Origin of the sequence: Lelliottia nimipressuralis (assembly GCF_041464075.1) — a bacterium.
In the GTDB taxonomy this organism is placed as follows: domain Bacteria; phylum Pseudomonadota; class Gammaproteobacteria; order Enterobacterales; family Enterobacteriaceae; genus Enterobacter; species Enterobacter nimipressuralis.
Map to the genome: position 1 here is coordinate 3,791,081 of NZ_CP167172.1, position 22,676 is coordinate 3,813,756.

Sequence of the window (22,676 nt, forward strand, 5' to 3'; positions counted from 1 at the left end):
GTTAAACCCGACGAGGAAGGGATTGATTCGGAAACTGCATGTTGGTGCGAATTATCGCCGTTAATTCGTACAGGTTCAAGTATCCCGTAGGCCCGGTAAGCGCAGCGCCACCGGGCATTAACGGTTACTCGTCTTCCAGATAGGTGTACCCGTACAGACCCGCTTCAAACTCTTCCAGGAACTGTTGCTGCAGCGCAGCGTCCAGATCGGTGTTTTTCACCTGATCGCGGAACTGAGTCAGCAGTTTTTTCGGATCCAGCTGCACGTACTCCAGCATGTCCGCCACGGTGTCGCCCTCGTCGGAAAGCTCCACTTCGACGTTGCCGTCAGGGAAGACAAAGACGTCAACCGCTTCGGTATCACCGAACAGGTTGTGCATGTTGCCTAAAATTTCCTGATACGCACCGACCATAAAGAAGCCCAGCATTGGCGGGTTCTCAGGATCGTACTCCGGCATTGGCATGGTGGTGGCAATCCCGTCGCCGTCCACGTAGTGATCGATAGCGCCGTCGGAATCACAGGTGATGTCCAGCAGCACTGCGCGACGTTCCGGCGCATGATTCAGCCCTTCCAGCGGCAGTACCGGGAACAGCTGATCGATACCCCAGGCATCCGGCATCGACTGGAACAGCGAGAAGTTGACGTAAATCTTATCCGCCATACGTTCCTGCAGTTCGTCGATAATCGGACGGTGCGCACGGTTGCTCGGGTCGAGCTGTTTCTGCACTTCGTGGCACATATTCAGATACAGCTGCTCTGCCCACGCGCGTTCCTGCAGGCTAAAGGTGCCGGATGAATAGCCGACGTGAATGTCATGCAGATCCATCTGGCTGTCGTGCAGCCATTCACGCAGAGAGCGACGGGTGCCCGGCTCATGCATCTCCTGCCAGGTTTCCCACATGTTTTGCAGAGCACGCGGCGCATCGTCTTGCGGTGGTGTCGCTTCCGTATTCTCGCTGCGTTCAACACCGATAATATTGGAAACCAGCACCGTATGGTGCGCGGTTACCGCACGGCCAGACTCGGTGATCACCGTTGGATGCGGCAAACCGTTCTCTTCACAGGCATCACCAATCGCCCAGATAATGTTGTTCGCGTACTCGTTCAGACCATAGTTCACGGAGCAGTCAGACTGCGAGCGCGTTCCTTCGTAGTCCACACCCAGACCGCCGCCGACATCGAAGCACTCGATGTTGACGCCAAGCTTATGCAGCTCGACATAGAAACGAGCCGATTCACGTACGCCCGTGGCGATATCGCGAATATTGGCCATCTGCGAACCGAGGTGGAAGTGCAGAAGCTGGATACTGTCCAGACGACCGCGTTCGCGCAGCATTTCCACCAGCTGCAGAACCTGACCCGCCGCCAGACCGAATTTGGATTTTTCGCCGCCGGAGGACTGCCATTTACCGGAGCCTTGCGACGCCAGACGCGCACGCACGCCCAGGCGCGGCACCACGTTCAGACGCTCGGCCTCTTCCAGCACAATGGCGATTTCCGTCATCTTCTCGATAACCAGATAGACCTTGTGGCCCATCTTCTCGCCAATCAGCGCCAGACGAATGTATTCACGGTCTTTATAGCCGTTACAGACGATCACCGAGCGCGTCATACCGGCGTGCGCCAGTACCGCCATCAGTTCCGCTTTAGAACCGGCTTCCAGACCCAGTGGTTCACCGGAATGGATCAGCGATTCAATGACACGACGGTGCTGGTTTACCTTGATTGGATAGACCAGGAAGTAGTCGCCCTTGTATCCATAGGACTCACGCGCGCGCTTGAACGCCGCATTAATGGAGCGCAAACGGTGTTGCAGGATCTGCGGGAAGCAGAACAGTGCAGGCAGACGTTGCCCTTGCGCTTCGCGCGCTTTCACCAGTTTGGCGAGATCCACGCGAGCTTCCGGTACGTCAGGATCCGGGCAAACGCTGATATGGCCCAGTTCGTTGACGTCGTAGTAGTTATTACCCCACCAGGCAATATTGTATGTGCGCAGCATCTTGCTGGCCTCTTCGGAGCTCATCGCAACCTCCTGCATAGAACGTAGTACACCCTGTCCGCCCGCTGACGAAGGCGAAACCGAAGACATGTCGTCAGACATAGCGAACCTCAACTCTTTGTATTAAGTGTAAAACAGTTGACTACTATCGCAGTGTCACACCGCGATAACAACCCATAAACGGCCCCGCATTCCAGCAGAGTGTGCTGAAATTCAGACCGTGCGACCGGTTTCTTATTCATATCATTGTAAAACACGTAACCGAACTCTGTATGACAAGGTTCGGCGAAACCACGAGATAACTCCTGAATTAACAAGAGCGCCCTTGTTCAGTTTTCACAAAGCGGATGGCCGGCCCTGGAATCCTGAGAAGCACCGAAATGGGTATAACATCGGCAGGTTTGCAGATTAGAAATGCGAGTTGCGGGAAACAGACGCACGCCAGAACAGCGTAACTGAGTTAGCGGAAAACGAGAGTTCATTATCGGGTATCACCTCCACGGCCGCCTTCAGAAGACGAACCTCAAGCCAAAGCTAAGTGTTCACTGCTCAACCCGGCTGGAAGTGGCGACACGATGAAATCATCGAGCGCTTTTTTGTATGAGCCGCGCGCCGCGTTTTATACCCACATCACTCCCAAAATGCAAAGTATAAATGCGCACCTTGCCAGCCCCGTCAGGAAAAATTTCCACCTGCCTTATAAGCACAGTGAGACCTTAGTCAAAAAAAACTGGAAATCGGGCGAAGAAGTGACCTAAAATAGCCATCCAGATGTTAATCCATCTATACTGATTAACACTCAGACTGCCGGTGTCATTTACCTGCCGGTCTTGGTAGAATCGTCTTCTACGGCCATTCCGCACAGCAGTTTGAGCTTACCAAATTATCCTTAGGTGAAATAAAACATGGCAAAACACCTGTTTACGTCCGAGTCTGTATCAGAAGGGCATCCTGATAAAATCGCTGACCAAATCTCCGATGCAGTGCTGGATGCGATCCTGGAGCAGGATCCTAAAGCGCGCGTGGCGTGCGAAACCTATGTCAAAACGGGCATGGTTCTGGTAGGTGGTGAGATCACCACCAGTGCATGGGTTGATATCGAAGAGATCACCCGTAACACCGTGCGTGAAATCGGCTACGTGCATTCTGATATGGGCTTTGATGCCAACTCTTGCGCCGTATTAAGCGCAATTGGCAAACAGTCCCCGGACATCAATCAGGGCGTCGATCGTACCGATCCGCTTGAGCAAGGTGCTGGCGACCAGGGCCTGATGTTTGGCTACGCGACCAACGAAACCGACGTGCTGATGCCTGCCCCCATCACTTACGCGCACCGTCTGGTGCAGCGTCAGGCTGAAGTGCGTAAAAACGGCGCGCTGCCGTGGCTGCGTCCGGATGCAAAAAGCCAGATCACTTTCCAGTATGACGACGGCAAAATCGTCGGTATCGACGCGGTCGTACTGTCGACTCAGCACGCCGAAGACGTTTCGCTGAAAACGCTGCAGGAAGCGGTCATGGAAGAGATCATCAAGCCGGTTCTGCCTGCAGAATGGCTGAATGCCTCCACCAAGTACCACATCAACCCAACCGGCCGTTTTGTTATCGGTGGCCCAATGGGCGACTGCGGTCTGACCGGTCGTAAGATTATCGTTGATACATACGGCGGCATGGCTCGTCACGGTGGCGGCGCGTTCTCCGGTAAAGATCCGTCTAAAGTTGACCGTTCTGCTGCGTACGCTGCACGTTATGTGGCGAAAAACATCGTGGCTGCGGGTCTGGCAGATCGTTGTGAAATTCAGGTTTCCTACGCAATCGGCGTGGCAGAACCTACCTCCATCATGGTTGAAACGTTCGGTACCGAGAAGATCTCTACCGAACAGCTGACCCTGCTGGTGCGCGAGTTCTTCGACCTGCGTCCATACGGCCTGATTCAGATGCTGGATCTGCTGCACCCAATCTACAAAGAAACCGCTGCATACGGTCACTTTGGTCGCGAACATTTCCCATGGGAAAAAACCGACAAAGCCGCCCTGCTGCGTGACGCTGCCGGTCTGTAATTAGCGACTGATAGCGTTCTTAAAGGCCAGCCTCGTGCTGGCCTTTTGCATTTCTGCTCCCGGGATTTTGCCCGTCCGCGCTTCGCTTTTGTGAGCTACATTTCCTTAACGCCCTGCACGCGTAAGATATCGCCGCCACCCGGCAAACCACTCCCACTGAAACCGCTTACACCACGAGATAAAAGCACTTCTTTCAGAATAATCTCTTTGCATGTTCTGCCTTCATCTGCTGTTACATTTCATTTCAGTTAAGTCTGAAACTGCGTTAAACGGGATGCACATCAACAGAATTAACACTATATTTTCAGAGCTTTAATAAAACTGACAGTTATAAGTGAGTGTAACCGATTACACCAATGTGAGTAGCGTCACACATTTTTACGCCGTACTAACCTACCCTTTACATCGATAAAACTGATAACCCAACTGGAGGGCATAATGCCTGACAATAATAAACAGGGGCGTACGTCCAACAAGGCGATGACATTCTTTGTCTGCTTCCTCGCAGCCCTGGCAGGACTTCTTTTCGGCCTGGATATCGGCGTCATTGCCGGTGCTTTACCCTTCATCACCGATGAATTCCAGATCAGCCCACATACCCAGGAATGGGTGGTGAGTTCCATGATGTTCGGCGCTGCCGTCGGTGCCGTTGGCAGCGGCTGGCTCTCCTACCGTCTCGGACGTAAAAAGAGCCTGATGATCGGCGCGATTCTGTTTGTCGCCGGTTCACTCTGCTCCGCCGCCGCACCTAACGTCGAAGTGCTGATCATCTCCCGCGTACTGCTCGGTCTGGCGGTTGGCGTGGCGTCGTACACTGCCCCGCTGTATCTGTCTGAAATCGCGCCAGAGAAAATTCGCGGCAGCATGATCTCCATGTATCAGCTGATGATCACCATCGGTATTCTTGGCGCGTACCTTTCCGATACGGCCTTCAGCTACAGCGGCGCATGGCGCTGGATGCTGGGCGTGATTATCATCCCGGCCATTTTGCTGCTGATCGGTGTCTTCTTCCTGCCGGACAGCCCGCGCTGGTACGCCGCGAAACGTCGCTTCCATGACGCGGAACGCGTGCTGATGCGCCTGCGTGATACCAGTGCTGAAGCCAAAAACGAGCTTGATGAGATCCGCGAAAGCCTGAAGGTCAAACAGACCGGCTGGGCGCTGTTTAAAGAGAACAGCAACTTTCGTCGCGCGGTGTTCCTCGGTGTGCTGTTACAGGTGATGCAGCAGTTCACTGGGATGAACGTCATCATGTACTACGCGCCAAAAATCTTTGAGCTGGCCGGGTATACCAACACCACCGAGCAGATGTGGGGCACCGTGATCGTTGGTCTGACCAACGTGCTGGCGACCTTTATCGCAATCGGTCTGGTTGACCGTTGGGGCCGTAAGCCAACGCTGACCTTAGGTTTCCTGGTGATGGCTATCGGGATGGGCGTGCTGGGGACCATGATGCATATGGGCATTCACTCCGCGACCGCGCAGTACTTTGCCGTCGCGATGCTGCTGATGTTTATCGTCGGTTTTGCGATGAGTGCCGGTCCGCTGATTTGGGTGCTGTGTTCCGAAATCCAGCCGCTGAAAGGGCGTGATTTTGGTATCACCTGCTCAACGGCGACGAACTGGATTGCCAACATGATCGTCGGCGCAACGTTCCTGACCATGCTGAATACCCTCGGCAATGCCAATACCTTCTGGGTATACGGAGGTCTGAACCTGTTCTTTATTGTTCTGACACTGTGGCTGGTTCCTGAAACCAAACACGTCTCTCTGGAACATATCGAACGCAACCTGATGAAGGGCCGTCCACTGCGTGAGATTGGGGCGCAGAACTAAGATTATTGTGGCCTGATGCCCTCCCCCATCACACGGGGAGAGGGTGATACACGAAAAGCCTTCTCCACCGGAGAAGGCTTTACTGTTTATATCCACCGCATTATCCTCTGGCCCTATGAAAACCCCACGTCTTCCCATCGCCCTCCAGCAAGCCGTTATGCGCGCATTGCGGGATAAACTGGCGCAAGCCAACCTGAAGCTCGGGCGAAATTACCCTGAACCTAAACTGGTCTATCAGCAGCGCGGGACGTCGGCGGGCACCGCCTGGCTGGAATCCTACGAGATCCGTCTCAATCCAGTGCTGATGATGGAAAACCAGCAGGCATTTATCGACGAAGTTGTCCCTCATGAGCTGGCGCATCTGCTGGTGTGGAAACACTTTGGCCGCGTGGCACCACACGGCAAAGAGTGGAAATGGATGATGGAAGCCGTGCTGGGTGTTCCCGCCCGCCGTACGCATCAGTTTGAGCTGGAATCGGTGCGGCGAAATACCTTCCCCTACCGCTGCCAGTGCCAGCAGCACCAGCTGACCGTTCGCAGACATAATCGTGTGGTACGCGGCGAGGCCATCTACCGCTGCGTAAAATGCGGCGAGCCGCTGGTCGCAGAATAATCAATTGAACCATCAGGAACTTTCCTGATCTGACTGATTGCATACTGGAACATCTTTCGCTACGTTGCGGGCTCGTTTTGACACGGAGTTTGAGATGTCCCGTCACTATTCTTTCACTGTTGCCTTTCTGGCGACGGTGCTCGCAGGCCCTGCGCTGGCCGAAGGTATTAACAGTTTTTCCCAGGCAAAAGCCGCAGGCGTCAAAGTGAACGCCGACGCGCCGGGTGATTTCTACTGCGGATGTAAAATTAACTGGCAGGGCAAAAAAGGGGTCGTTGACCTCGAATCCTGCGGCTACAAAGTGCGTAAAAATGAAAACCGCGCCAACCGTATCGAATGGGAACACGTGGTGCCGGCATGGCAGTTCGGCCATCAGCGCCAGTGCTGGCAGGATGGCGGGCGTAAAAACTGCGCCAAAGATCCCGACTATCGCCAGATTGAAAGTGATATGCACAACCTGCAGCCCGCCGTGGGCGAGGTCAACGGCGACCGCGCCAACTTCATGTACAGCCAGTGGAATGGCGGCGAAGGTCAGTACGGCCAGTGCACAATGAAAGTCGATTTCAAAGAGAAAGTGGCCGAGCCGCCAGCCCGCGCGCGCGGCAGTATCGCCCGCACCTACTTCTATATGCGCGATCGCTACGACCTGAACCTCTCCCGCCAACAAACCCAGCTTTTTAACGCCTGGGATAAGCTGTATCCGGTCACCGACTGGGAGTGTGAGCGCGATAACCGCATCGCCAAAGTCCAGGGGAATCACAACCCGTACGTGCAGCGGGCTTGCCAGGCGCAAAAGAGCTAACCTACACTAGCGGCAATTGCTATTTTACCCCTCACTTCGCCCACTCTTTAAGGGAGTGGGAAGTTTTAGATGGAATACTGACTATGCGCATCCCTCGCATCTATCACCCTGAACCGATCACCGCAGGCCACGAAATCGCCCTCTCCGACGAAGCCGCGAACCATGTAGGCCGCGTATTGCGCATGGGCGCGGGCCAGGCCGTGCAGCTTTTCGACGGCAGCAATCAGGTGTTCGACGCCGAAATCACTCGCGCCGATAAAAAGAGTGTGCAGGTGAATGTGTTGCGAGGCGAAGTGGATGACCGCGAATCTCCGCTGCACATTCATCTGGGCCAGGTGATGTCGCGCGGTGAAAAAATGGAATTCACCATTCAGAAATCGATCGAACTGGGTGTAAGCCTCATTACGCCACTTTTTTCTGAACGTTGTGGCGTTAAACTGGATGCTGAACGTCTGAACAAAAAGATTCAGCAATGGCAGAAAATCGCCATCGCCGCGTGCGAACAGTGCGGCCGCAACCGCATTCCGACGATCCGCCCGCCCATGGATTTAGAGGCGTGGTGTGCCGAACAAGAGAGCGGCTTAAAGCTTAATCTTCACCCGCGCGCCAGCGCCAGCATTAATACGCTGCCGCTGCCGGTGGAAAGCGTGCGGCTGCTGATCGGCCCGGAAGGTGGGCTGTCGGCAGACGAAATTGCCATGACCGCACGTTATGAATTTACTGATATTCTGTTGGGACCTCGCGTTCTACGTACTGAGACGACTGCACTCACAGCCATCACTGCACTCCAGGTGCGTTTTGGCGATCTGGGTTGAAGCATTAACGGAGAAGAACAATGATCAAGCTCGGCATCGTGATGGACCCCATCGCAAGCATTAACATCAAGAAAGATTCCAGCTTTGCTATGCTGCTGGAAGCACAGCGTCGCGGCTACCAGCTTCATTACATGGAGATGGCCGATCTGTACCTGAATAATGGTGAAGCCCGCGCGCGGACGCGCATCGTGAACGTCGAGCAAAATTACGATAAATGGTACGAGTTCGGATCTGAGCAGGATATTCCCCTCGCCGAACTCGATGTGATCCTGATGCGTAAAGATCCCCCGTTCGACACCGAATTCATCTACTGCACCTATATTCTTGAGCGCGCAGAAGAGAAAGGCACGCTGATTGTTAACAAACCGCAGAGCCTGCGCGACTGTAATGAGAAGCTCTATACCGCCTGGTTCTCCGACCTGACGCCAGAAACGCTCGTCACCCGTAACAAAGCACAGCTGAAAGCTTTCTGGCAGAAACACGGCGATATCATTCTGAAGCCGCTGGACGGAATGGGCGGTGCATCGATCTTCCGCGTGAAAGAAGGCGATCCAAACCTCGGCGTTATTGCTGAAACCCTGACCGAGCACGGCACCCGCTACTGCATGGCGCAGAACTATATTCCGGCTATTGTGGACGGTGATAAACGCGTGCTGGTCGTCGATGGCGAGCCGGTACCTTACTGCCTGGCGCGTATCCCGCAGGGCGGCGAAACGCGTGGCAATCTGGCAGCCGGTGGCCGTGGTGAGCCGCGCCCGCTGACGGAAAGCGACTGGGAAATCGCGCGCCGCGTCGGCCCGATGCTGAAGGCCAAAGGGCTGATTTTTGTCGGTCTGGATATCATCGGCGACCGCCTGACGGAAGTGAACGTCACCAGCCCGACCTGTATCCGCGAAATCGAAGCCGAGTTCCCGGTCTCGATCACCGGTATGCTGATGGACGCGATTGAAAAACGTCTGAAGCAATAACGCTCTCGCACATGCCGCCGGTCATCCACCTGCGGCGAAGTCAATAGTGACAAGGCCCAGCTTTCTCCGCATACTGGGCCTTGTCGCTTTTTAAACCAGGAATCAGAACCTCTGACAATGAATTTACAGCATCACTTTCTTATTGCCATGCCTGCTCTCCAGGACCCGATTTTCCGTCGAGCTGTCGTGTATATCTGTGAATACAGCGAAGACGGCGCAATGGGGATAATCATCAACAAACCGCTGGAAAACCTGCAAATCGAGGGCATTCTTGAGAAGCTCAAGATCACGCCTGAAGAGCGCGCCCCGGAAATCCGCCTGGATAAGCCGGTGATGCTCGGTGGTCCGCTGGCAGAAGATCGCGGCTTTATTTTGCATACGCCTCCGGGTTTCTCCTCCAGCATTCGCGTATCCGATAATACGGTGATCACCACCTCGCGCGACGTTCTGGAAACCCTCGGCACGCACAATCAGCCTTCCGAAGTGCTGGTCGCGCTGGGCTACTCCTCCTGGGAGAAAGGCCAGCTTGAGCAGGAAATTCTCGATAACGCGTGGCTCACGGCCCCGGCGGATCTGAATATTCTGTTTAAAACCCCGATCGCCGATCGCTGGCGGGAAGCGGCAAAACTCATTGGTATCGACATCCAGACCATGCCTGGTGTGGCGGGGCACGCATAATGAGCGGAACGCTTCTCTCCTTTGATTTCGGCACCCGAAGTATCGGCGTGGCGATTGGTCAGCGCATTACCGGCACGGCACGCCCGTTAACGGCGATCAGAGCCCAGGACGGTACGCCCGACTGGGCCATTATCGAGCGCCTGCTGAAAGAGTGGCAGCCCGAAGCCGTGATCGTTGGGCTACCGCTCAACATGGACGGCACCGAGCAACCGCTCACCGCCCGTGCGCGCAAGTTTGCAAATAAGATCCATGGCCGCTTTGGCGTCGTCGTTAAGCTGCACGATGAACGTCTGAGCACCGTTGAAGCCCGCGCAGGTCTGTTTGAGCATGGCGGATTCCGCGCGCTAAACAAAGGCAGCGTCGATTCTGCCTCGGCGGTGATTATTCTCGAAAGCTACTTCGAGCAAGGGTTTTAATTTCGCTAAAGCCTTCCCTGCGCTTTGCGCTCTGCAAGGCTTTGGTCGAAATTCTGCATACCCGCCTGCTGCCCGGTCTGGATCACACCGGGCAACTGCCAGGTTTTCCCTTCGCGGATAAGATTGGCCGACGCCGGTGTGTTCACCAGCATCTCAAACAGCGCTACGCGCCCGCCCTGAAGGTCCCGTACCAGTTTTTGTGCCAGCACCGCACGCAGGCTTCCTGCCAGTTGGTTTCGCACCGGATCTTTCTCTTCTGCCGGAAAGGTGTCCACCAGCCGTTCAATGGCCTGAGCCGCCCCGCGCGTGTGCAGCGTCGCCAGCACCAGATGCCCGGTCTCCGCGGCCGTGAGCGCCAGGCGGATCGTCTCGCTATCGCGCAGTTCACCCAACAAAATGACATCCGGATCTTCACGCAGCGCCGCCCGTAGCGCCTGAGCAAATGACGGGCAGTGCAGGCCAATTTCCCGCTGCTGAATCAGGCACCGCTGGCTTTGATAGACGTACTCCACCGGATCTTCCAGCGTCAGAATATGGCCGTCGGAATGGTGGTTGAGATAATCCACCATCGCCGCAAGCGTTGTGGATTTGCCGCTGCCGGTGGCCCCCGTCACCAGAATCAGGCCATTGTCACTGGAGAGCAGGTCGGGAATAACGCGCGGCGCGCCAATCGTTGAGAGCTGCGGGCACTCCTCCGACAGAAGTCTCAGAGTCAGCGAGACGCCATGGATATGCACAAACGCGCTGGCACGCAGACGCTTGCCACTGAGCAAGGTCACCGCGAAATCCACGTGTCCATTTGCCCACCAGGCGCCCTGCTGTTCGTCATTCAGCCATGTTTTTAACAGCTGCGCGACATCAGGCGGAGGAAAGGGTGCCGGCTCAAGTTTGCCTAATCTACGCCAGCGCGGTGGCGAATCGCTGCACAGGTGTAGATCCGAGACATTATGCTTTACACTAAGGGCCACAATTTCTTCCATATCCATACAACCATCCTCGGACTCATGAACGACATTGCGCATAACCTGGCACAGGTCAGGGACAAAATCTCAGCCGCTGCAACGCGTTGCGGCCGTGCTTCAGAAGAAGTTTCGTTGCTTGCAGTGAGTAAAACGAAGCCTGCGAGCGCCATCGCAGAAGCCATCGACGCCGGGCAGCGTGCTTTTGGCGAAAACTACGTTCAGGAAGGTGTGGACAAAATTCGCTATTTCCAGCAAACCGGGAATACGAATCTTGAGTGGCACTTTATCGGCCCGTTGCAGTCGAACAAAAGTCGGCTGGTTGCTGAGCATTTTGACTGGTGTCATACGGTCGATCGTCTGCGCATCGCCACACGGTTGAGCGATCAACGCCCTGCCGACATGGCACCGCTTAACATCCTGATTCAAATCAATATTAGCGATGAGAACAGTAAGTCTGGTATCACTCTGGCTGAACTGGATGCACTGGCCGAACAGGTGTCTGAACTGCCCGGTTTGACCCTGCGCGGGCTGATGGCGATTCCGGCACCGGAAACGAGTTACGACAGGCAGTTTGCCGTAGCAAAGCAAATGGCTGTAGCATTTGAGGCGCTTAAAGCGCGCTACACGACCGTAGACACGCTTTCACTGGGCATGTCGGACGATATGGAAGCCGCCATCGCGGCAGGCAGCACTATGGTGCGCATCGGCACAGCCATTTTCGGTGCGCGCGATTACACCCCAAAATAAGGAAACCTGAGGAACGCCATGAAGACGTTGACTTTCCTGCTCTCAACGGTCATTGAGCTGTATACGATGGCGCTGCTGTTACGCGTCTGGATGCAGTGGGCTCGTTGTGATTTTTATAACCCGTTCTCGCAGTTTGTCGTGAAAATCACACAACCTGTTATTGGGCCGCTGCGCCGCATTATCCCACCGATGGGGCCGATCGACAGCGCCTCTCTGCTGGTGGCGTTTGTGCTCAGTATCATCAAAGCTATCGTGCTGTTTATGGTGGTCACCTTCCAGCCGATCATCTGGATCGCAGCGGTGCTGATTCTGCTGAAAACCATTGGCCTGCTGATCTTCTGGGTGCTGCTGGTGATGGCGGTCATGAGCTGGGTGAGTCGCGGCCGTAGTCCGGTTGAATACGCCATGATTCAGCTGACGGAGCCGCTCCTGCGCCCGATTCGCAATCTGCTGCCAGCCATGGGTGGGATTGATTTTTCACCGATGATTCTGGTGCTGCTGCTGTATGTCCTGAACATGGGCATCGCTGAACTGTTACAGTCAACGGGCAACATGCTGCTGCCGGGGCTGTGGATAGCGCTATGAGTGCCGTCAGTCACCTCGCCGACGGGCTGGTTTTGCGGCTGTATATTCAGCCGAAAGCCAGCCGCGACAGCATCGTGGGATTACATGGCGACGAGTTAAAAGTCGCCATTACCGCCCCTCCCGTGGACGGCCAGGCGAACGCGCATTTGTCCAAATATCTGGCAAAACAGTTTCGCGTCGCCAAAAGCCAGGTCATCATTGAAAAGGGTGAGCTGGGGCGCCATAAACAGGTAAAAATCCTCAACCCGCAACATATCCCGACGGAAGTCGCGGCACTGTCACAACAGGATTAACGTATGCAGAAAGTTGTTCTCGCGACCGGTAACGCCGGTAAAGTGCGCGAGCTGGCCTCGCTATTAAATGATTTTGGTCTGGATGTGGTCGCGCAGACCGAGCTGGGCGTCGAGTCCGCGGAAGAGACCGGCCTGACGTTTATCGAAAACGCGATTCTGAAAGCGCGCCATGCGGCACAGGTCACTGGCCTTCCGGCTATCGCGGATGATTCCGGGCTGGCGGTCGATGCGCTGGGCGGCGCGCCGGGCATTTACTCTGCGCGCTATTCTGGCGTAGACGCCACCGACCAGCAGAATCTGGAAAAGCTGCTGGAGACGCTGAAAGCGGTGCCGGACGAGCAGCGCCAGGCGCAGTTCCACTGTGTGCTGGTCTATATGCGTCATGCGGAAGATCCCACGCCGATTGTCTGCCACGGCAGCTGGCCTGGCGTGATTGCCCGCGAATCATCAGGAAATGGCGGCTTTGGCTACGATCCGATTTTCTTTGTCCCCTCTGAGGGCAAAACCGCAGCGGAACTGACCCGCGAAGAAAAAAGCGCGATTTCCCATCGTGGGCGCGCGTTGAAACTGTTACTGGAAGCATTACGTAATGGCTAATTTGCCACCTCTGAGTCTTTATATTCACATCCCGTGGTGCGTGCAGAAATGCCCGTACTGCGATTTCAATTCGCACGCGCTGAAAGGCGAAGTGCCGCATGACGACTACGTTCAGCATCTGTTGACCGATCTGGATGCCGACGTACCTTACGCACAGGGACGTGAAGTTAAGACCATTTTCATTGGTGGCGGTACGCCGAGCCTGCTTTCTGGCCCGGCGATGCAGACGCTGCTGGACGGCGTACGTGCGCGCCTGAATCTGGCAGCCGATGCGGAAATCACCATGGAAGCCAACCCGGGTACCGTGGAAGCCGATCGTTTTGTCGAGTATCAGCGCGCCGGAGTGAACCGTATTTCGATTGGCGTACAGAGCTTTAGCGAACCTAAGCTCAAGCGTCTGGGGCGTATTCACGGCCCGGAAGAGGCGAAACGCGCGGCGCACCTGGCAACCGGTCTGGGGCTTCGCAGCTTTAACCTCGATTTGATGCACGGCTTGCCCGATCAGTCTCTGGAAGAAGCGCTGGACGATTTGCGCCAGGCTATCGAGCTGAACCCGCCGCATCTCTCCTGGTATCAGCTGACCATTGAGCCAAATACCCTGTTTGGTTCGCGCCCGCCGGTCCTGCCCGACGACGACGCTCTGTGGGATATTTTCGAACAAGGCCATCAGCTGCTGACGGCTGCGGGTTATCAGCAGTACGAAACGTCCGCCTACGCGAAGCCCGGCTACCAGTGTCAGCACAACCTCAACTACTGGCGCTTTGGCGATTATTTAGGTATCGGCTGCGGCGCACACGGCAAAGTGACTTTCCCTGACGGGCGTATTTTGCGTACCGCGAAAACCCGTCATCCACGCGGGTATATGGAGGGGCGCTATCTGGAGCGTCAGCACGACGTGGCGGTAGACGATAACCCCTTTGAGTTCTTCATGAACCGTTTCCGTCTGCTGGAAGCGGCCCCACGCGCGGAGTTTACGCTTTATACCGGCTTGCCGGAAAGCGTGATTCGACCACAGATTGATGCCGCGCTGGAGAAAGGGTATCTGACGGAATGCGACGCGTACTGGCAGATTACTGAACACGGGAAACTGTTCTTAAACTCCCTGCTCGAGCTGTTCCTCGCCGAAGAGTCCTGACGCGCAGAATCAAAAGCGTGAAGAGATCCACTCCCGGGGAGGGAGTGGATACGAATACTTACTTCAGCGTACTCACCAGCGCTTTGCGGCTGTCTTCCAGAGTTACCACGCGTTGACACACGTCTTTGCCGAATTTCTGGAAATCCGCTTCCTGATTCTTCCATTCGTTCTGGATCGAGGTCTGCAATCCGCCCAGGCTGCCTAATACGCCCTGCAGTGGATTACCGCCGCCTTTCAGCACGGCTTTCGCCCCCATCTCATTGATGCTGTCCTGCAGAATGCCGCCCATCGCCTGATTCACCAGGTTCTGTCCGTCTGCGCGCACCTGATCGATGGCTTTATAGTGGAACGTCAGACCATCCGTGCGGTGCTCGATGATACGGTTCATCTGCTCTTTCAGCTGGGCGTCCAGCTTGGTCAGACGGGTGCGCATATTGCTGCTCTCACCCACCTCTTTGGCGATGATCTTATCCAGCGCCACGCGGCCTTTCTCAACGCGGGTCAGGGCGCCTTCGTCGATCCAGGGCAGCGCTGAGCGCAGATCCGCCTGATAATCTTTCGCCTGCTCGCGTTGGGCCGCGCTCAGGGTGTATTGCTTGCCGTTGTACATCACGTTGCCATCCGGCGTGATCACCAGATTGCCGTTCTCACCTTTTACCTGAACGGTTTGCGGGCTGAGAATCACATCGTCGCGCGGTGTGACTTCACATTTGTAGTCCGCATGGGCAGTTAACGCGGTGGTCATCAATGCCACAGCCAGCAGCGTTTTGCGCATCATAATTATCCCTCAAGACAAAACGGGCCGGCATTTGCCGGCCCTTTGCTAGTTAGTCCCACCAAATGTCGAAAAGTTCGCTAACGCGGACCTCTTCGAATTTGCGGTCTTCCAGCCATTTGCGCACAAGTGCCTGCTGCTCTTCGGTGCATTTACCGATCTCTTGCTTGCAGATCAGCCCTTCCCAGGAGAGATAGCCGCTGCCATCAAACGCCAGTTTGTTTGGCTCGATCACTTCATCGATAAAGGCGTCAACTTCCTTATCGATGGTTTCTACGCTAGTACCTTCCGGGAAACGCCATGCGACGGAAAAACCAACTTCCTGGAATTCCTCGATGTGCATTTTTTTACGCAGACGACGGCTACGGTTTGCCATTATTTAACCCTCTCGAACATTAAGTCCCATACACCGTGACCAAGACGATGGCCACGCTGTTCAAATTTCGTTACCGGACGTGAATCCGGTCGCGGTACATAGTCGTTGCTCTCAGACTGGTTTTTATACCCGTCGAGCGACGACATCACTTCCAGCATGTGTTCCGCGTAAGGTTCCCAGTCGGTGGCCATATGGAAGACACCGCCCAGTTTTAGCTTACTTTTCACAAGCTCAGCAAATTCTGCCTGAACGATACGGCGCTTATTATGACGTGCTTTGTGCCACGGGTCAGGGAAAAAGAGCTGAACCATGTTCAAAGAATTGTCAGGAATCATTTTGTGCAGCACTTCGACCGCATCGTGGCACATGACACGCAGGTTCTCTACGCCCTCTTCGTGCGCGGTCGCAAGGCATGCGCCCACGCCCGGTGAGTGCACTTCAATGCCGAGGAAGTTTTGCTCCGCACGCGCTTTCGCCATGGTCACAAGCGATGAGCCCATGCCAAAACCGATCTCCAGCGTGATCGGCGCATCGCGGCCAAACAGGGCGGCGAAGTCGACTGGCTGTTCGCTGAACTCAACGCCCATCACCGGCCAGTAGTTATCCAGCGCATGTTGCTGCCCTTTTGTCAGGCGCCCCTGACGGCGGACAAAGCTACGAATACGGCGCAGTGGGCGACCGTTTTCATCAAATTCCGGTGAAATGACGTCGTTTTTCATAAAAGAGTAGTCTGCTTGTGAGAATGTTCGGGAAACGGGCATTATCCAAAGTTAAGCCCTGTATGCAAGCATGGGAAAGATCCGGTTTACAGTCGCATGGCGCTGTGCTGCAATCTGCGTCCCTGATTAAGCGAATCGATGACCATGCAAGCCTCTCAATTTTCAGCCCAGGTGCTGGACTGGTACGACAAATACGGGCGTAAAACCCTGCCCTGGCAAATTGAAAAAACGCCCTACAAAGTATGGCTCTCCGAGGTGATGTTGCAACAAACGCAGGTCGCGACCGTGATTCCCTACTTTGAGCGTTTTATGGCGCGGTTTCCGACGGTAACCGATCTCGCCAACGCGCCGCTCGATGAAGTGCTGCACCTGTGGACCGGCCTTGGCTATTACGCCCGTGCGCGCAATCTGCATAAGGCAGCGCAGCAGGTCGCGACTCTGCATAACGGTAAATTCCCGGAAACCTTCGACGAAGTGGCCGCCCTGCCCGGCGTCGGCCGTTCCACGGCGGGCGCGGTGCTTTCTCTCTCCTTAGGCAAACATTTCCCGATTCTCGATGGCAACGTCAAACGCGTGCTGGCTCGCTGCTATGCGGTCGGGGGCTGGCCGGGTAAGAAAGAGGTCGAGAAGCGCTTATGGGAGATCAGTGAAGCGGTGACGCCCGCGAAAGGCGTCGAGCGTTTTAACCAGGCGATGATGGATTTAGGGGCAATCGTCTGCACGCGTTCCAAACCGAAATGCGAGCTGTGCCCGGTCAATAATCTTTGCGTGGCCTATGCCAATCATTCATGGGCGCAATATCCCGGCAAAAAACCGAAGCAGACCCTGCCAGAACGTACCGGCTTTTTACTGCTGATGCAGCACGGCGACGAAGTGTTTCTTTCGCAGCGTCCGCCGAGCGGTTTATGGGGCGGGTTGTACTGCTTCCCGCAGTTTGACAGCGAAGAGGGGCTGCGTGAGTGGCTGGCGCAGCGACAGATAAGCGCCGATAAACTCCAGCAGCTGACGGCGTTTCGCCACACGTTCAGCCATTTCCATCTGGATATTGTGCCAATGTGGCTTCCCGTGTCCTCCTTCGCCTCTTGCATGGATGAAGGCGTGGCTCTCTGGTATAACTTAGCGCAACCGCCATCCGTCGGGCTGGCAGCTCCCGTGGAGCGCCTGTTACAGCAATTACGTGCCGGAGCAGTCGTTTAGCTTCGACAAGACAACGAGGAATCAGAATGGCCAGAACAATTTTTTGTACCTATCTGCAGCGCGACGCCGAAGGGCAGGATTTCCAGCTCTATCCGGGTGAACTGGGTAAGCGCATCTATAACGAGATCTCCAAAGAGGCGTGGGCGCAGTGGCAGCAGAAACAGACCATGCTCATCAACGAGAAAAAACTCACCATGATGAACCCGGAACACCGCAAGCTGCTGGAACAGGAGATGGTGAACTTCCTGTTTGAAGGCAAAGATGTGCACATTGAAGGCTACACGCCGCCGGAAAAATAACAGCGTGCGGGGGTAACCCCGCAGTTTAGCAAACACAACACGCAATCCCGGAATGATGAAAAAATTACTAGCGCTAGCCCTTGTTGCGCCGTTGCTTGTCTCTTGTTCCAGTAAAAAAGGCGATAGCTATAACGAAGCCTGGGTTAAGGACACGAACGGTTTTGACATTCTGATGGGGCAGTTTGCCCACAACATCGAGAATATTTGGGGATTTAACGAAGTTCTTATCGCGGGACCGAAGGACTACGTTAAATATACCGACGCCTACCAGACCCGTAGCCACATCAACTTTGATGAAGGTACGATCACGATCGAAACCATCGCGGGAACCGAACCTGCGGCGCACTTACGTCAGGCCATCGTCAAAACCCTGCTGATGGGTGACGACCCTGGCACTATCGATCTCTATTCCGACGCCGACGATATCACCATCTCCAAAGAGCCGTTCCTGTACGGGCAGGTCGTTGACCAGACCGGGCAGTCGATTCGCTGGGAAGGCCGCGCTACCTCTTTCGCCGATTACCTGCTGAAAACGCGTCTGAAAAGCCGCAGCAACGGCCTGAAAATTATCTACAGCGTGACCATCAATCTGGTGCCGAACCACCTCGACAAGCGTGCGCATAAGTACGTGGGCATGGTGCGTCAGGCGTCACGCAAATATGGCGTGGATGAGTCGCTGATTCTGGCGATTATGCAGACCGAATCCTCCTTTAACCCGTACGCAGTGAGCCGGTCCGATGCGTTAGGACTCATGCAGGTTGTCCAGCACAGCGCCGGGAAAGATGTGTTCCGTTCGCAGGGCAGATCCGGCATGCCTAGCCGCAGCTTCCTGTTTGATCCGGCCAGCAATATTGATACTGGCACCGCCTATCTGGCGATGCTGAGCAATGTCTATCTGGGCGGGATTGATAACCCGACGTCGCGTCGCTATGCGGTGATCACCGCGTACAACGGCGGCGCAGGCAGCGTACTGCGCGTGTTCTCGAATGATAAAATTCAGGCCGCGAACATCATCAACAGCATGTCGCCAGGGGACGTTTACTCAACCCTGACCACTCGCCACCCGTCTGCGGAATCCCGTCGTTATCTGTATAAGGTGAATACGGCGCAGAAGAATTATCGTCGCCGCTAGTTTTCCCCTGCCCTCTCCGTTCGGGAGAGGGCAATTATCCCCCCACTGCCGCCCCATCCATACGAAAATGTTATTTGCATCACAATCTAAACTGCAAATTAATGAGGATTGCATTTTTTTGCGGGAGGTAACAAAACATAACCTCGCCTGCTGATAGAATTGCATCAAATAACAACCCTGAATGTTCCCATAACAACATATCTCCCGCTCAATTGTGAGGAAAGTAACATGAACCTTAAGCTGCAGCTTAAAATATTGTCGTTTCTGCAGTTCTGTCTGTGGGGTAGCTGGCTAACCACGCTCGGCTCCTACATGTTTGTGACGCTCAAGTTCGACGGTGCGTCTATCGGTGCCGTATACAGCTCGCTGGGTATTGCAGCGGTCTTTATGCCAACGCTTCTGGGGATCGTGGCGGATAAATGGATAAGCGCGAAATGGCTTTACGCGCTCTGTCATCTGGTGGGGGCGGGTACGCTATTTATGGCGGCCGGAGTGACCACGCCAGGGGCGATGTTTATGGTGATCCTGCTGAACTCGCTGGCCTATATGCCAACGCTTGGCCTGATCAATACCATCTCCTACTACCGCATTAAGTCTGCGGGCCTGGATATCGTGACCGACTTCCCGCCAATCCGTATCTGGGGCACCATCGGCTTTATCATGGCGATGTGGGGCGTGAGCTTCGCAGGCTTTGAACTGAGCCATATGCAGCTCTACATCGGTGCTGGCCTCTCTGTACTGCTGGCCCTGTTCACCCTGACGCTCCCGCATATTCCGGTTTCTAACCAGCAGCAAAAACAGAGCTGGAGCTCCATGCTCGGCCTGGATGCGTTCGCGCTGTTTAAAAACAAACGCATGGCGATCTTCTTTATCTTCTCCATGCTGCTGGGCGCAGAGCTACAAATCACTAACATGTTCGGGAACACCTTCCTGCACAGCTTCGACAACAACCCGCTGTTCTCCGGTAGCTTTATCGTTGAACACGCGTCGGTAATGATGTCGATTTCACAGATCTCTGAAACCCTGTTCATCCTGACCATCCCGTTCTTCCTGAGCCGCTACGGTATCAAAAACGTGATGCTTATCAGTATCTTTGCGTGGATGCTGCGCTTCGGTCTGTTCGCCTACGGCGACCCAACGCCGTTCGGCACCGTGCTGCTGGTTCTGTCGATGATTGTTTACGGCTGCGCCTTCGACTTCTTCAACATCTCCGGTTCGGTGTTTGTCGAAAAAGAAGTTAAGCCTGAAATCCGCGCCAGTGCTCAGGGTATGTTCCTGATGATGACCAACGGTTTCGGCTGTATTCTCGGCGGCATTGTGAGCGGTAAAGTCGTTGAGATGTACACCACCAACGGGATTACCGACTGGCAGCCAGTGTGGCTGATCTTCGCCGGTTACTCTCTGGTGCTGTTCTTCGCCTTCATCGCCCTGTTCAAATACAAACACGTCCGCGTTCCGAATGGCGCACAGCCAATCGCGCATTAATCCTCCCTTCCCTCTCCCGAAAGGGAGAGGGATCCCCCCTCTATCCTGATAAATACCTATAAAAAAGGGACCTATTTAGCGCCTCATTCTTAACCTATTGTGGCAAATTTGTTGCTATCGACATTCCGTCATTCCTGATGCACAAATAAGGTTAAAAGATGCTAGATATCGCTGACTTGAAAGTTTTCTTCCAGGACCCTGAGATAAAAAAAATTATCGATACGACCTGGGATAGTGTTGGCGAAACGCTGGCGCGGGCACAAGCCGAGCTACCGGAAGAGCTGGCCATGGCGCGTCGGGAGCTTTCATTTCACGACCACGTGAAATGCCTCGGTTATCTTTGCTGGCTGCTTGAGCATAATAATGTTGCGGGCGATATCATTGAGATTGGCGTCTGGAAGGGCAAATCCACGTCGTTTATGAATGAAATTTGTCAGCATAAACGCCGCATGATCGGCATTGACCCGATGGAATTAACCTGTCAGGAAAGTGAGCTGCGCTTCTATCACGAGCGTCTTTTCCCGGAAGTAAACCTGATACGCGGATATTCGGAGCTGAGCATCGAACGCGTTCTGGCACTCAATCCTCAGACTGTACTTTTGCACATCGACGGCGGCCATGAAGGGCGTCACGTCCTGATCGACTTCCTGCTCTACTCCCCAACCGTAGTGCCTGGCGGCTTTATTGTCTTTGACGATTATCGCGATCACCAGTACTCGCCACAGGTCGGCCCGGCGGTCGATTTGCTGCGTGCGGGTGGTTACTTCAACGGCTTCGACGTGATTGGCAGCCTGCCTGGATTTGAAAACAGCTACCTGCTCCAGAAGCGCTAATCCCTTGACTCATCTCCCGTCGGGAGATGAGTCTTTTCATCCGCACCCATCCAGTACAATCCCCACCGACAGTAAATCTGCGCTGCCTCCTGGGCTTAGATGGCGGGCGATCAGCGCGTTATCCATTTCATTCAGAATCTTTCGATCCCAGCCGTTCGCCAGCACATCTTTCGCGTACCCCTGGACATAGCGCAGCCCGTCCAGGCCGCCGCGCGACACCAGATTACTGTCCTGATTCACCGCCATTAACCGCAGCAGCAGATCGTGGAGTTGATGACGATTCCACTGAGGCAGAACCTTCCTGACCGTCGCGAATCCGCTTTGAGCCTCGCCGCGCGCCCCCGTTAAGCCCAGCTCCTGGTACTGGCGCTCACCGGCGGTTGCACTCCCGCTGCGCCCGGCCAGTTCACGTTCTACCAGTCCCTGGCAAATGTTACTTATATCACAGCAGAGACTGTCTGAAGTGACAGGGTTAACGCGTCCGGCTGCAAAACAGAGCAGCCCTAGCGCGAAAATCCCGCCTTTGTGGGTGTTAACTCCGCCCGTCGCCGCGTACATCGCCTGCTCACAGGCGATTCCCATCGGGCGAATCAGGCTCAACTGTTCCGCCGCGGGTTTTCCGGCATGTTCCGCGCCCAGTTCAGCAAAGCGCGAGAACCACGGCGCTATGGCGGCGATACTGCGTGTAAAAAGTGCGTGATCCATATCGCGATGGGAGCCGTTATTGCGCTTATCCACCAGCCCCGGTTTTGGCGTGAGCTCCAGTTCCATCCACAGAGCCTCCTCGGCAAGCTGCGGCACATCTGTGAGGCGCGGTTTAGTCGCGAGCAAACCAGTCATCGATCATCTTCTCCACACGGGCTACCACCTGCTCCACTGGATGCTGACGCGAGCGGGAACAGGCGTGCGCCGGTTCATTGCAGATCAGGCAGCGGCGCATGTTCTCTCCCAGCGAGCGCCGTCCGACATGCCCGGCGTTGGGGCAGATCACATCCAGATCCCACAATCGCCCGAGAGAATGCGTCTGTTCCAGCTCGGCACAGTGAGCTTTAATTTCTGGCGCCTGATGCGCCACGCACCACATGGCTTCTGGTCCCGTGGGCAGCCACAGCACCTGGCGGTCCAACACCTGCCAGCGGTGCTCCCACAACAGTTGATCGCACATCTGCAGCGCCACGCCCATGGTATTGCGATAGCGCAGAGAGTCTTTGATATCACCGGGCGTTACCAGCGTCAGGGAAATCACCGGTTGTTGATAATGTGTAAGCCAGTCAGCCTGACGCGCGGCGCGATTCTCTTTCGCCACCAGCATCTGCGTAAGGCTGACACCCGAATGAACGGGTGTCGCGATGGTCAT

26 protein-coding genes are annotated in these 22,676 nt (G+C 55.2%); 18 read left to right on the forward strand and 8 right to left on the reverse strand.

All coding sequences use genetic code 11. The features are described from left to right. Window positions 1-124 precede the first annotated feature (124 nt). Together speA and yqgB are read right to left on the reverse strand one after the other, a co-directional pair. Window positions 125-2,101 carry a biosynthetic arginine decarboxylase gene (gene speA / locus ACB496_RS18195; RefSeq protein WP_100779009.1) on the reverse strand — a complete coding sequence of 659 codons (1,977 nt, stop codon included), beginning with the start codon at window positions 2,099-2,101 and terminating at the stop codon, window positions 125-127. An 8-nt stretch (window positions 2,102-2,109) separates the two neighbouring features. Beyond that, window positions 2,110-2,241 carry an acid stress response protein YqgB gene (gene yqgB, locus ACB496_RS18200; RefSeq protein ID WP_129035190.1) on the reverse strand — a complete coding sequence of 44 codons (132 nt, stop codon included), beginning with the start codon at window positions 2,239-2,241 and terminating at the stop codon, window positions 2,110-2,112. Window positions 2,242-2,904: 663 nt separating this feature from the next. Between yqgB and metK the strand changes: the two genes are divergently transcribed. From metK to ruvX, 8 genes are all read left to right on the forward strand, one after another. Beyond that, window positions 2,905-4,056, forward strand: coding sequence for a methionine adenosyltransferase (metK, locus tag ACB496_RS18205; RefSeq protein ID WP_231276032.1), 1,152 nt, complete (start codon window positions 2,905-2,907; stop codon window positions 4,054-4,056). A gap of 438 nt (window positions 4,057-4,494) precedes the next feature. Then, the gene (locus ACB496_RS18210) at window positions 4,495-5,892 is read left to right on the forward strand and encodes a sugar porter family MFS transporter (protein ID WP_100779007.1); all 1,398 of its coding nucleotides are present in this window, start codon (window positions 4,495-4,497) and stop codon (window positions 5,890-5,892) included. Between the two features lie 115 nt (window positions 5,893-6,007). Continuing rightward, window positions 6,008-6,505, forward strand: coding sequence for a SprT family zinc-dependent metalloprotease (locus ACB496_RS18215; RefSeq protein WP_100779006.1), 498 nt, complete (start codon window positions 6,008-6,010; stop codon window positions 6,503-6,505). Between the two features lie 94 nt (window positions 6,506-6,599). Further along, complete coding sequence (gene endA, locus ACB496_RS18220) at window positions 6,600-7,307, forward strand: deoxyribonuclease I (RefSeq protein WP_371973196.1); 708 nt, start codon at window positions 6,600-6,602, stop codon at window positions 7,305-7,307. A gap of 83 nt (window positions 7,308-7,390) precedes the next feature. Then, window positions 7,391-8,122, forward strand: a complete 732-nt coding sequence (gene rsmE, locus ACB496_RS18225) for a 16S rRNA (uracil(1498)-N(3))-methyltransferase (RefSeq protein WP_100779004.1) — start codon at window positions 7,391-7,393, stop codon at window positions 8,120-8,122. Window positions 8,123-8,142: 20 nt separating this feature from the next. Continuing rightward, window positions 8,143-9,090, forward strand: a complete 948-nt coding sequence (gene gshB, locus ACB496_RS18230) for a glutathione synthase (RefSeq protein WP_100779003.1) — start codon at window positions 8,143-8,145, stop codon at window positions 9,088-9,090. 117 nt (window positions 9,091-9,207) lie between these two features. Then, window positions 9,208-9,768 carry a YqgE/AlgH family protein gene (locus tag ACB496_RS18235; protein ID WP_100779002.1) on the forward strand — a complete coding sequence of 187 codons (561 nt, stop codon included), beginning with the start codon at window positions 9,208-9,210 and terminating at the stop codon, window positions 9,766-9,768. Continuing rightward, window positions 9,768-10,184: a Holliday junction resolvase RuvX gene (gene ruvX / locus ACB496_RS18240; protein WP_129035112.1), complete on the forward strand. Its 417-nt coding sequence runs from the start codon at window positions 9,768-9,770 to the stop codon at window positions 10,182-10,184. Before ACB496_RS18235 ends, ruvX begins: the two co-directional genes overlap by 1 nt. Window positions 10,185-10,189: 5 nt before the next feature. Here the strand turns inward: ruvX and ACB496_RS18245 are convergent, their stop codons facing one another. Beyond that, on the reverse strand, window positions 10,190-11,170 hold the full coding sequence (locus tag ACB496_RS18245) for a type IV pilus twitching motility protein PilT (RefSeq protein ID WP_371973197.1): 981 nt from the start codon (window positions 11,168-11,170) through the stop codon (window positions 10,190-10,192). 18 nt (window positions 11,171-11,188) lie between these two features. Between ACB496_RS18245 and ACB496_RS18250 the strand changes: the two genes are divergently transcribed. Genes ACB496_RS18250 through hemW form a run of 5 tightly spaced genes read left to right on the forward strand, consistent with a single transcriptional unit; the run spans window position 11,189 to window position 14,503 of the window. Beyond that, window positions 11,189-11,893, forward strand: coding sequence for a YggS family pyridoxal phosphate-dependent enzyme (locus tag ACB496_RS18250; RefSeq protein WP_371973198.1), 705 nt, complete (start codon window positions 11,189-11,191; stop codon window positions 11,891-11,893). 18 nt (window positions 11,894-11,911) lie between these two features. Then, window positions 11,912-12,478: a YggT family protein gene (locus ACB496_RS18255; protein WP_371973199.1), complete on the forward strand. Its 567-nt coding sequence runs from the start codon at window positions 11,912-11,914 to the stop codon at window positions 12,476-12,478. Beyond that, window positions 12,475-12,771 carry a DUF167 family protein YggU gene (gene yggU / locus ACB496_RS18260; RefSeq protein WP_371973200.1) on the forward strand — a complete coding sequence of 99 codons (297 nt, stop codon included), beginning with the start codon at window positions 12,475-12,477 and terminating at the stop codon, window positions 12,769-12,771. The genes ACB496_RS18255 and yggU overlap by 4 nt, the downstream gene beginning before the upstream one ends. Window positions 12,772-12,774: 3 nt before the next feature. Beyond that, window positions 12,775-13,368: an XTP/dITP diphosphatase gene (locus tag ACB496_RS18265; RefSeq protein WP_100778996.1), complete on the forward strand. Its 594-nt coding sequence runs from the start codon at window positions 12,775-12,777 to the stop codon at window positions 13,366-13,368. Further along, complete coding sequence (hemW, locus tag ACB496_RS18270; RefSeq protein WP_371973201.1) at window positions 13,361-14,503, forward strand: radical SAM family heme chaperone HemW; 1,143 nt, start codon at window positions 13,361-13,363, stop codon at window positions 14,501-14,503. The genes ACB496_RS18265 and hemW overlap by 8 nt, the downstream gene beginning before the upstream one ends. Before the next feature lie 58 nt (window positions 14,504-14,561). Here the strand turns inward: hemW and ACB496_RS18275 are convergent, their stop codons facing one another. The 3 genes from ACB496_RS18275 to trmB are packed head-to-tail and all read right to left on the reverse strand — an operon-like array spanning window position 14,562 to window position 16,373. Further along, window positions 14,562-15,281, reverse strand: a complete 720-nt coding sequence (locus ACB496_RS18275; RefSeq protein ID WP_100778994.1) for a DUF2884 domain-containing protein — start codon at window positions 15,279-15,281, stop codon at window positions 14,562-14,564. Between the two features lie 49 nt (window positions 15,282-15,330). Then, on the reverse strand, window positions 15,331-15,657 hold the full coding sequence (locus ACB496_RS18280) for a YggL family protein (protein WP_095283305.1): 327 nt from the start codon (window positions 15,655-15,657) through the stop codon (window positions 15,331-15,333). Then, window positions 15,654-16,373 carry a tRNA (guanosine(46)-N7)-methyltransferase TrmB gene (gene trmB, locus ACB496_RS18285; RefSeq protein ID WP_371973202.1) on the reverse strand — a complete coding sequence of 240 codons (720 nt, stop codon included), beginning with the start codon at window positions 16,371-16,373 and terminating at the stop codon, window positions 15,654-15,656. Before trmB ends, ACB496_RS18280 begins: the two co-directional genes overlap by 4 nt. 138 nt (window positions 16,374-16,511) lie before the next feature. Here trmB and mutY point away from each other — a divergent pair, with 138 nt between their 5' ends. The 5 genes from mutY (at window position 16,512) to ACB496_RS18310 (ending at window position 21,319) form a co-directional block, all read left to right on the forward strand. Then, window positions 16,512-17,570: an A/G-specific adenine glycosylase gene (gene mutY, locus ACB496_RS18290; protein WP_312069285.1), complete on the forward strand. Its 1,059-nt coding sequence runs from the start codon at window positions 16,512-16,514 to the stop codon at window positions 17,568-17,570. 26 nt (window positions 17,571-17,596) lie between these two features. Next, the gene (locus ACB496_RS18295; RefSeq protein ID WP_100778991.1) at window positions 17,597-17,869 is read left to right on the forward strand and encodes an oxidative damage protection protein; all 273 of its coding nucleotides are present in this window, start codon (window positions 17,597-17,599) and stop codon (window positions 17,867-17,869) included. 55 nt (window positions 17,870-17,924) lie between these two features. Beyond that, window positions 17,925-19,001: a membrane-bound lytic murein transglycosylase MltC gene (mltC, locus tag ACB496_RS18300; protein WP_371975256.1), complete on the forward strand. Its 1,077-nt coding sequence runs from the start codon at window positions 17,925-17,927 to the stop codon at window positions 18,999-19,001. Window positions 19,002-19,229: 228 nt separating this feature from the next. Further along, on the forward strand, window positions 19,230-20,486 hold the full coding sequence (locus ACB496_RS18305) for a nucleoside permease (protein ID WP_100778989.1): 1,257 nt from the start codon (window positions 19,230-19,232) through the stop codon (window positions 20,484-20,486). A 158-nt stretch (window positions 20,487-20,644) separates the two neighbouring features. Then, entirely contained in the window at window positions 20,645-21,319 is a 675-nt protein-coding gene (locus ACB496_RS18310) for a class I SAM-dependent methyltransferase (protein ID WP_102104719.1), read from the forward strand. Between the two features lie 36 nt (window positions 21,320-21,355). Here the strand turns inward: ACB496_RS18310 and citG are convergent, their stop codons facing one another. Both citG and citX read right to left on the reverse strand, forming a co-directional pair. Continuing rightward, window positions 21,356-22,159, reverse strand: coding sequence for a triphosphoribosyl-dephospho-CoA synthase CitG (gene citG / locus ACB496_RS18315; RefSeq protein WP_371973203.1), 804 nt, complete (start codon window positions 22,157-22,159; stop codon window positions 21,356-21,358). After that, window positions 22,137-22,676, reverse strand: a complete 540-nt coding sequence (gene citX, locus ACB496_RS18320) for a citrate lyase holo-[acyl-carrier protein] synthase (RefSeq protein ID WP_371973204.1) — start codon at window positions 22,674-22,676, stop codon at window positions 22,137-22,139. Before citX ends, citG begins: the two co-directional genes overlap by 23 nt.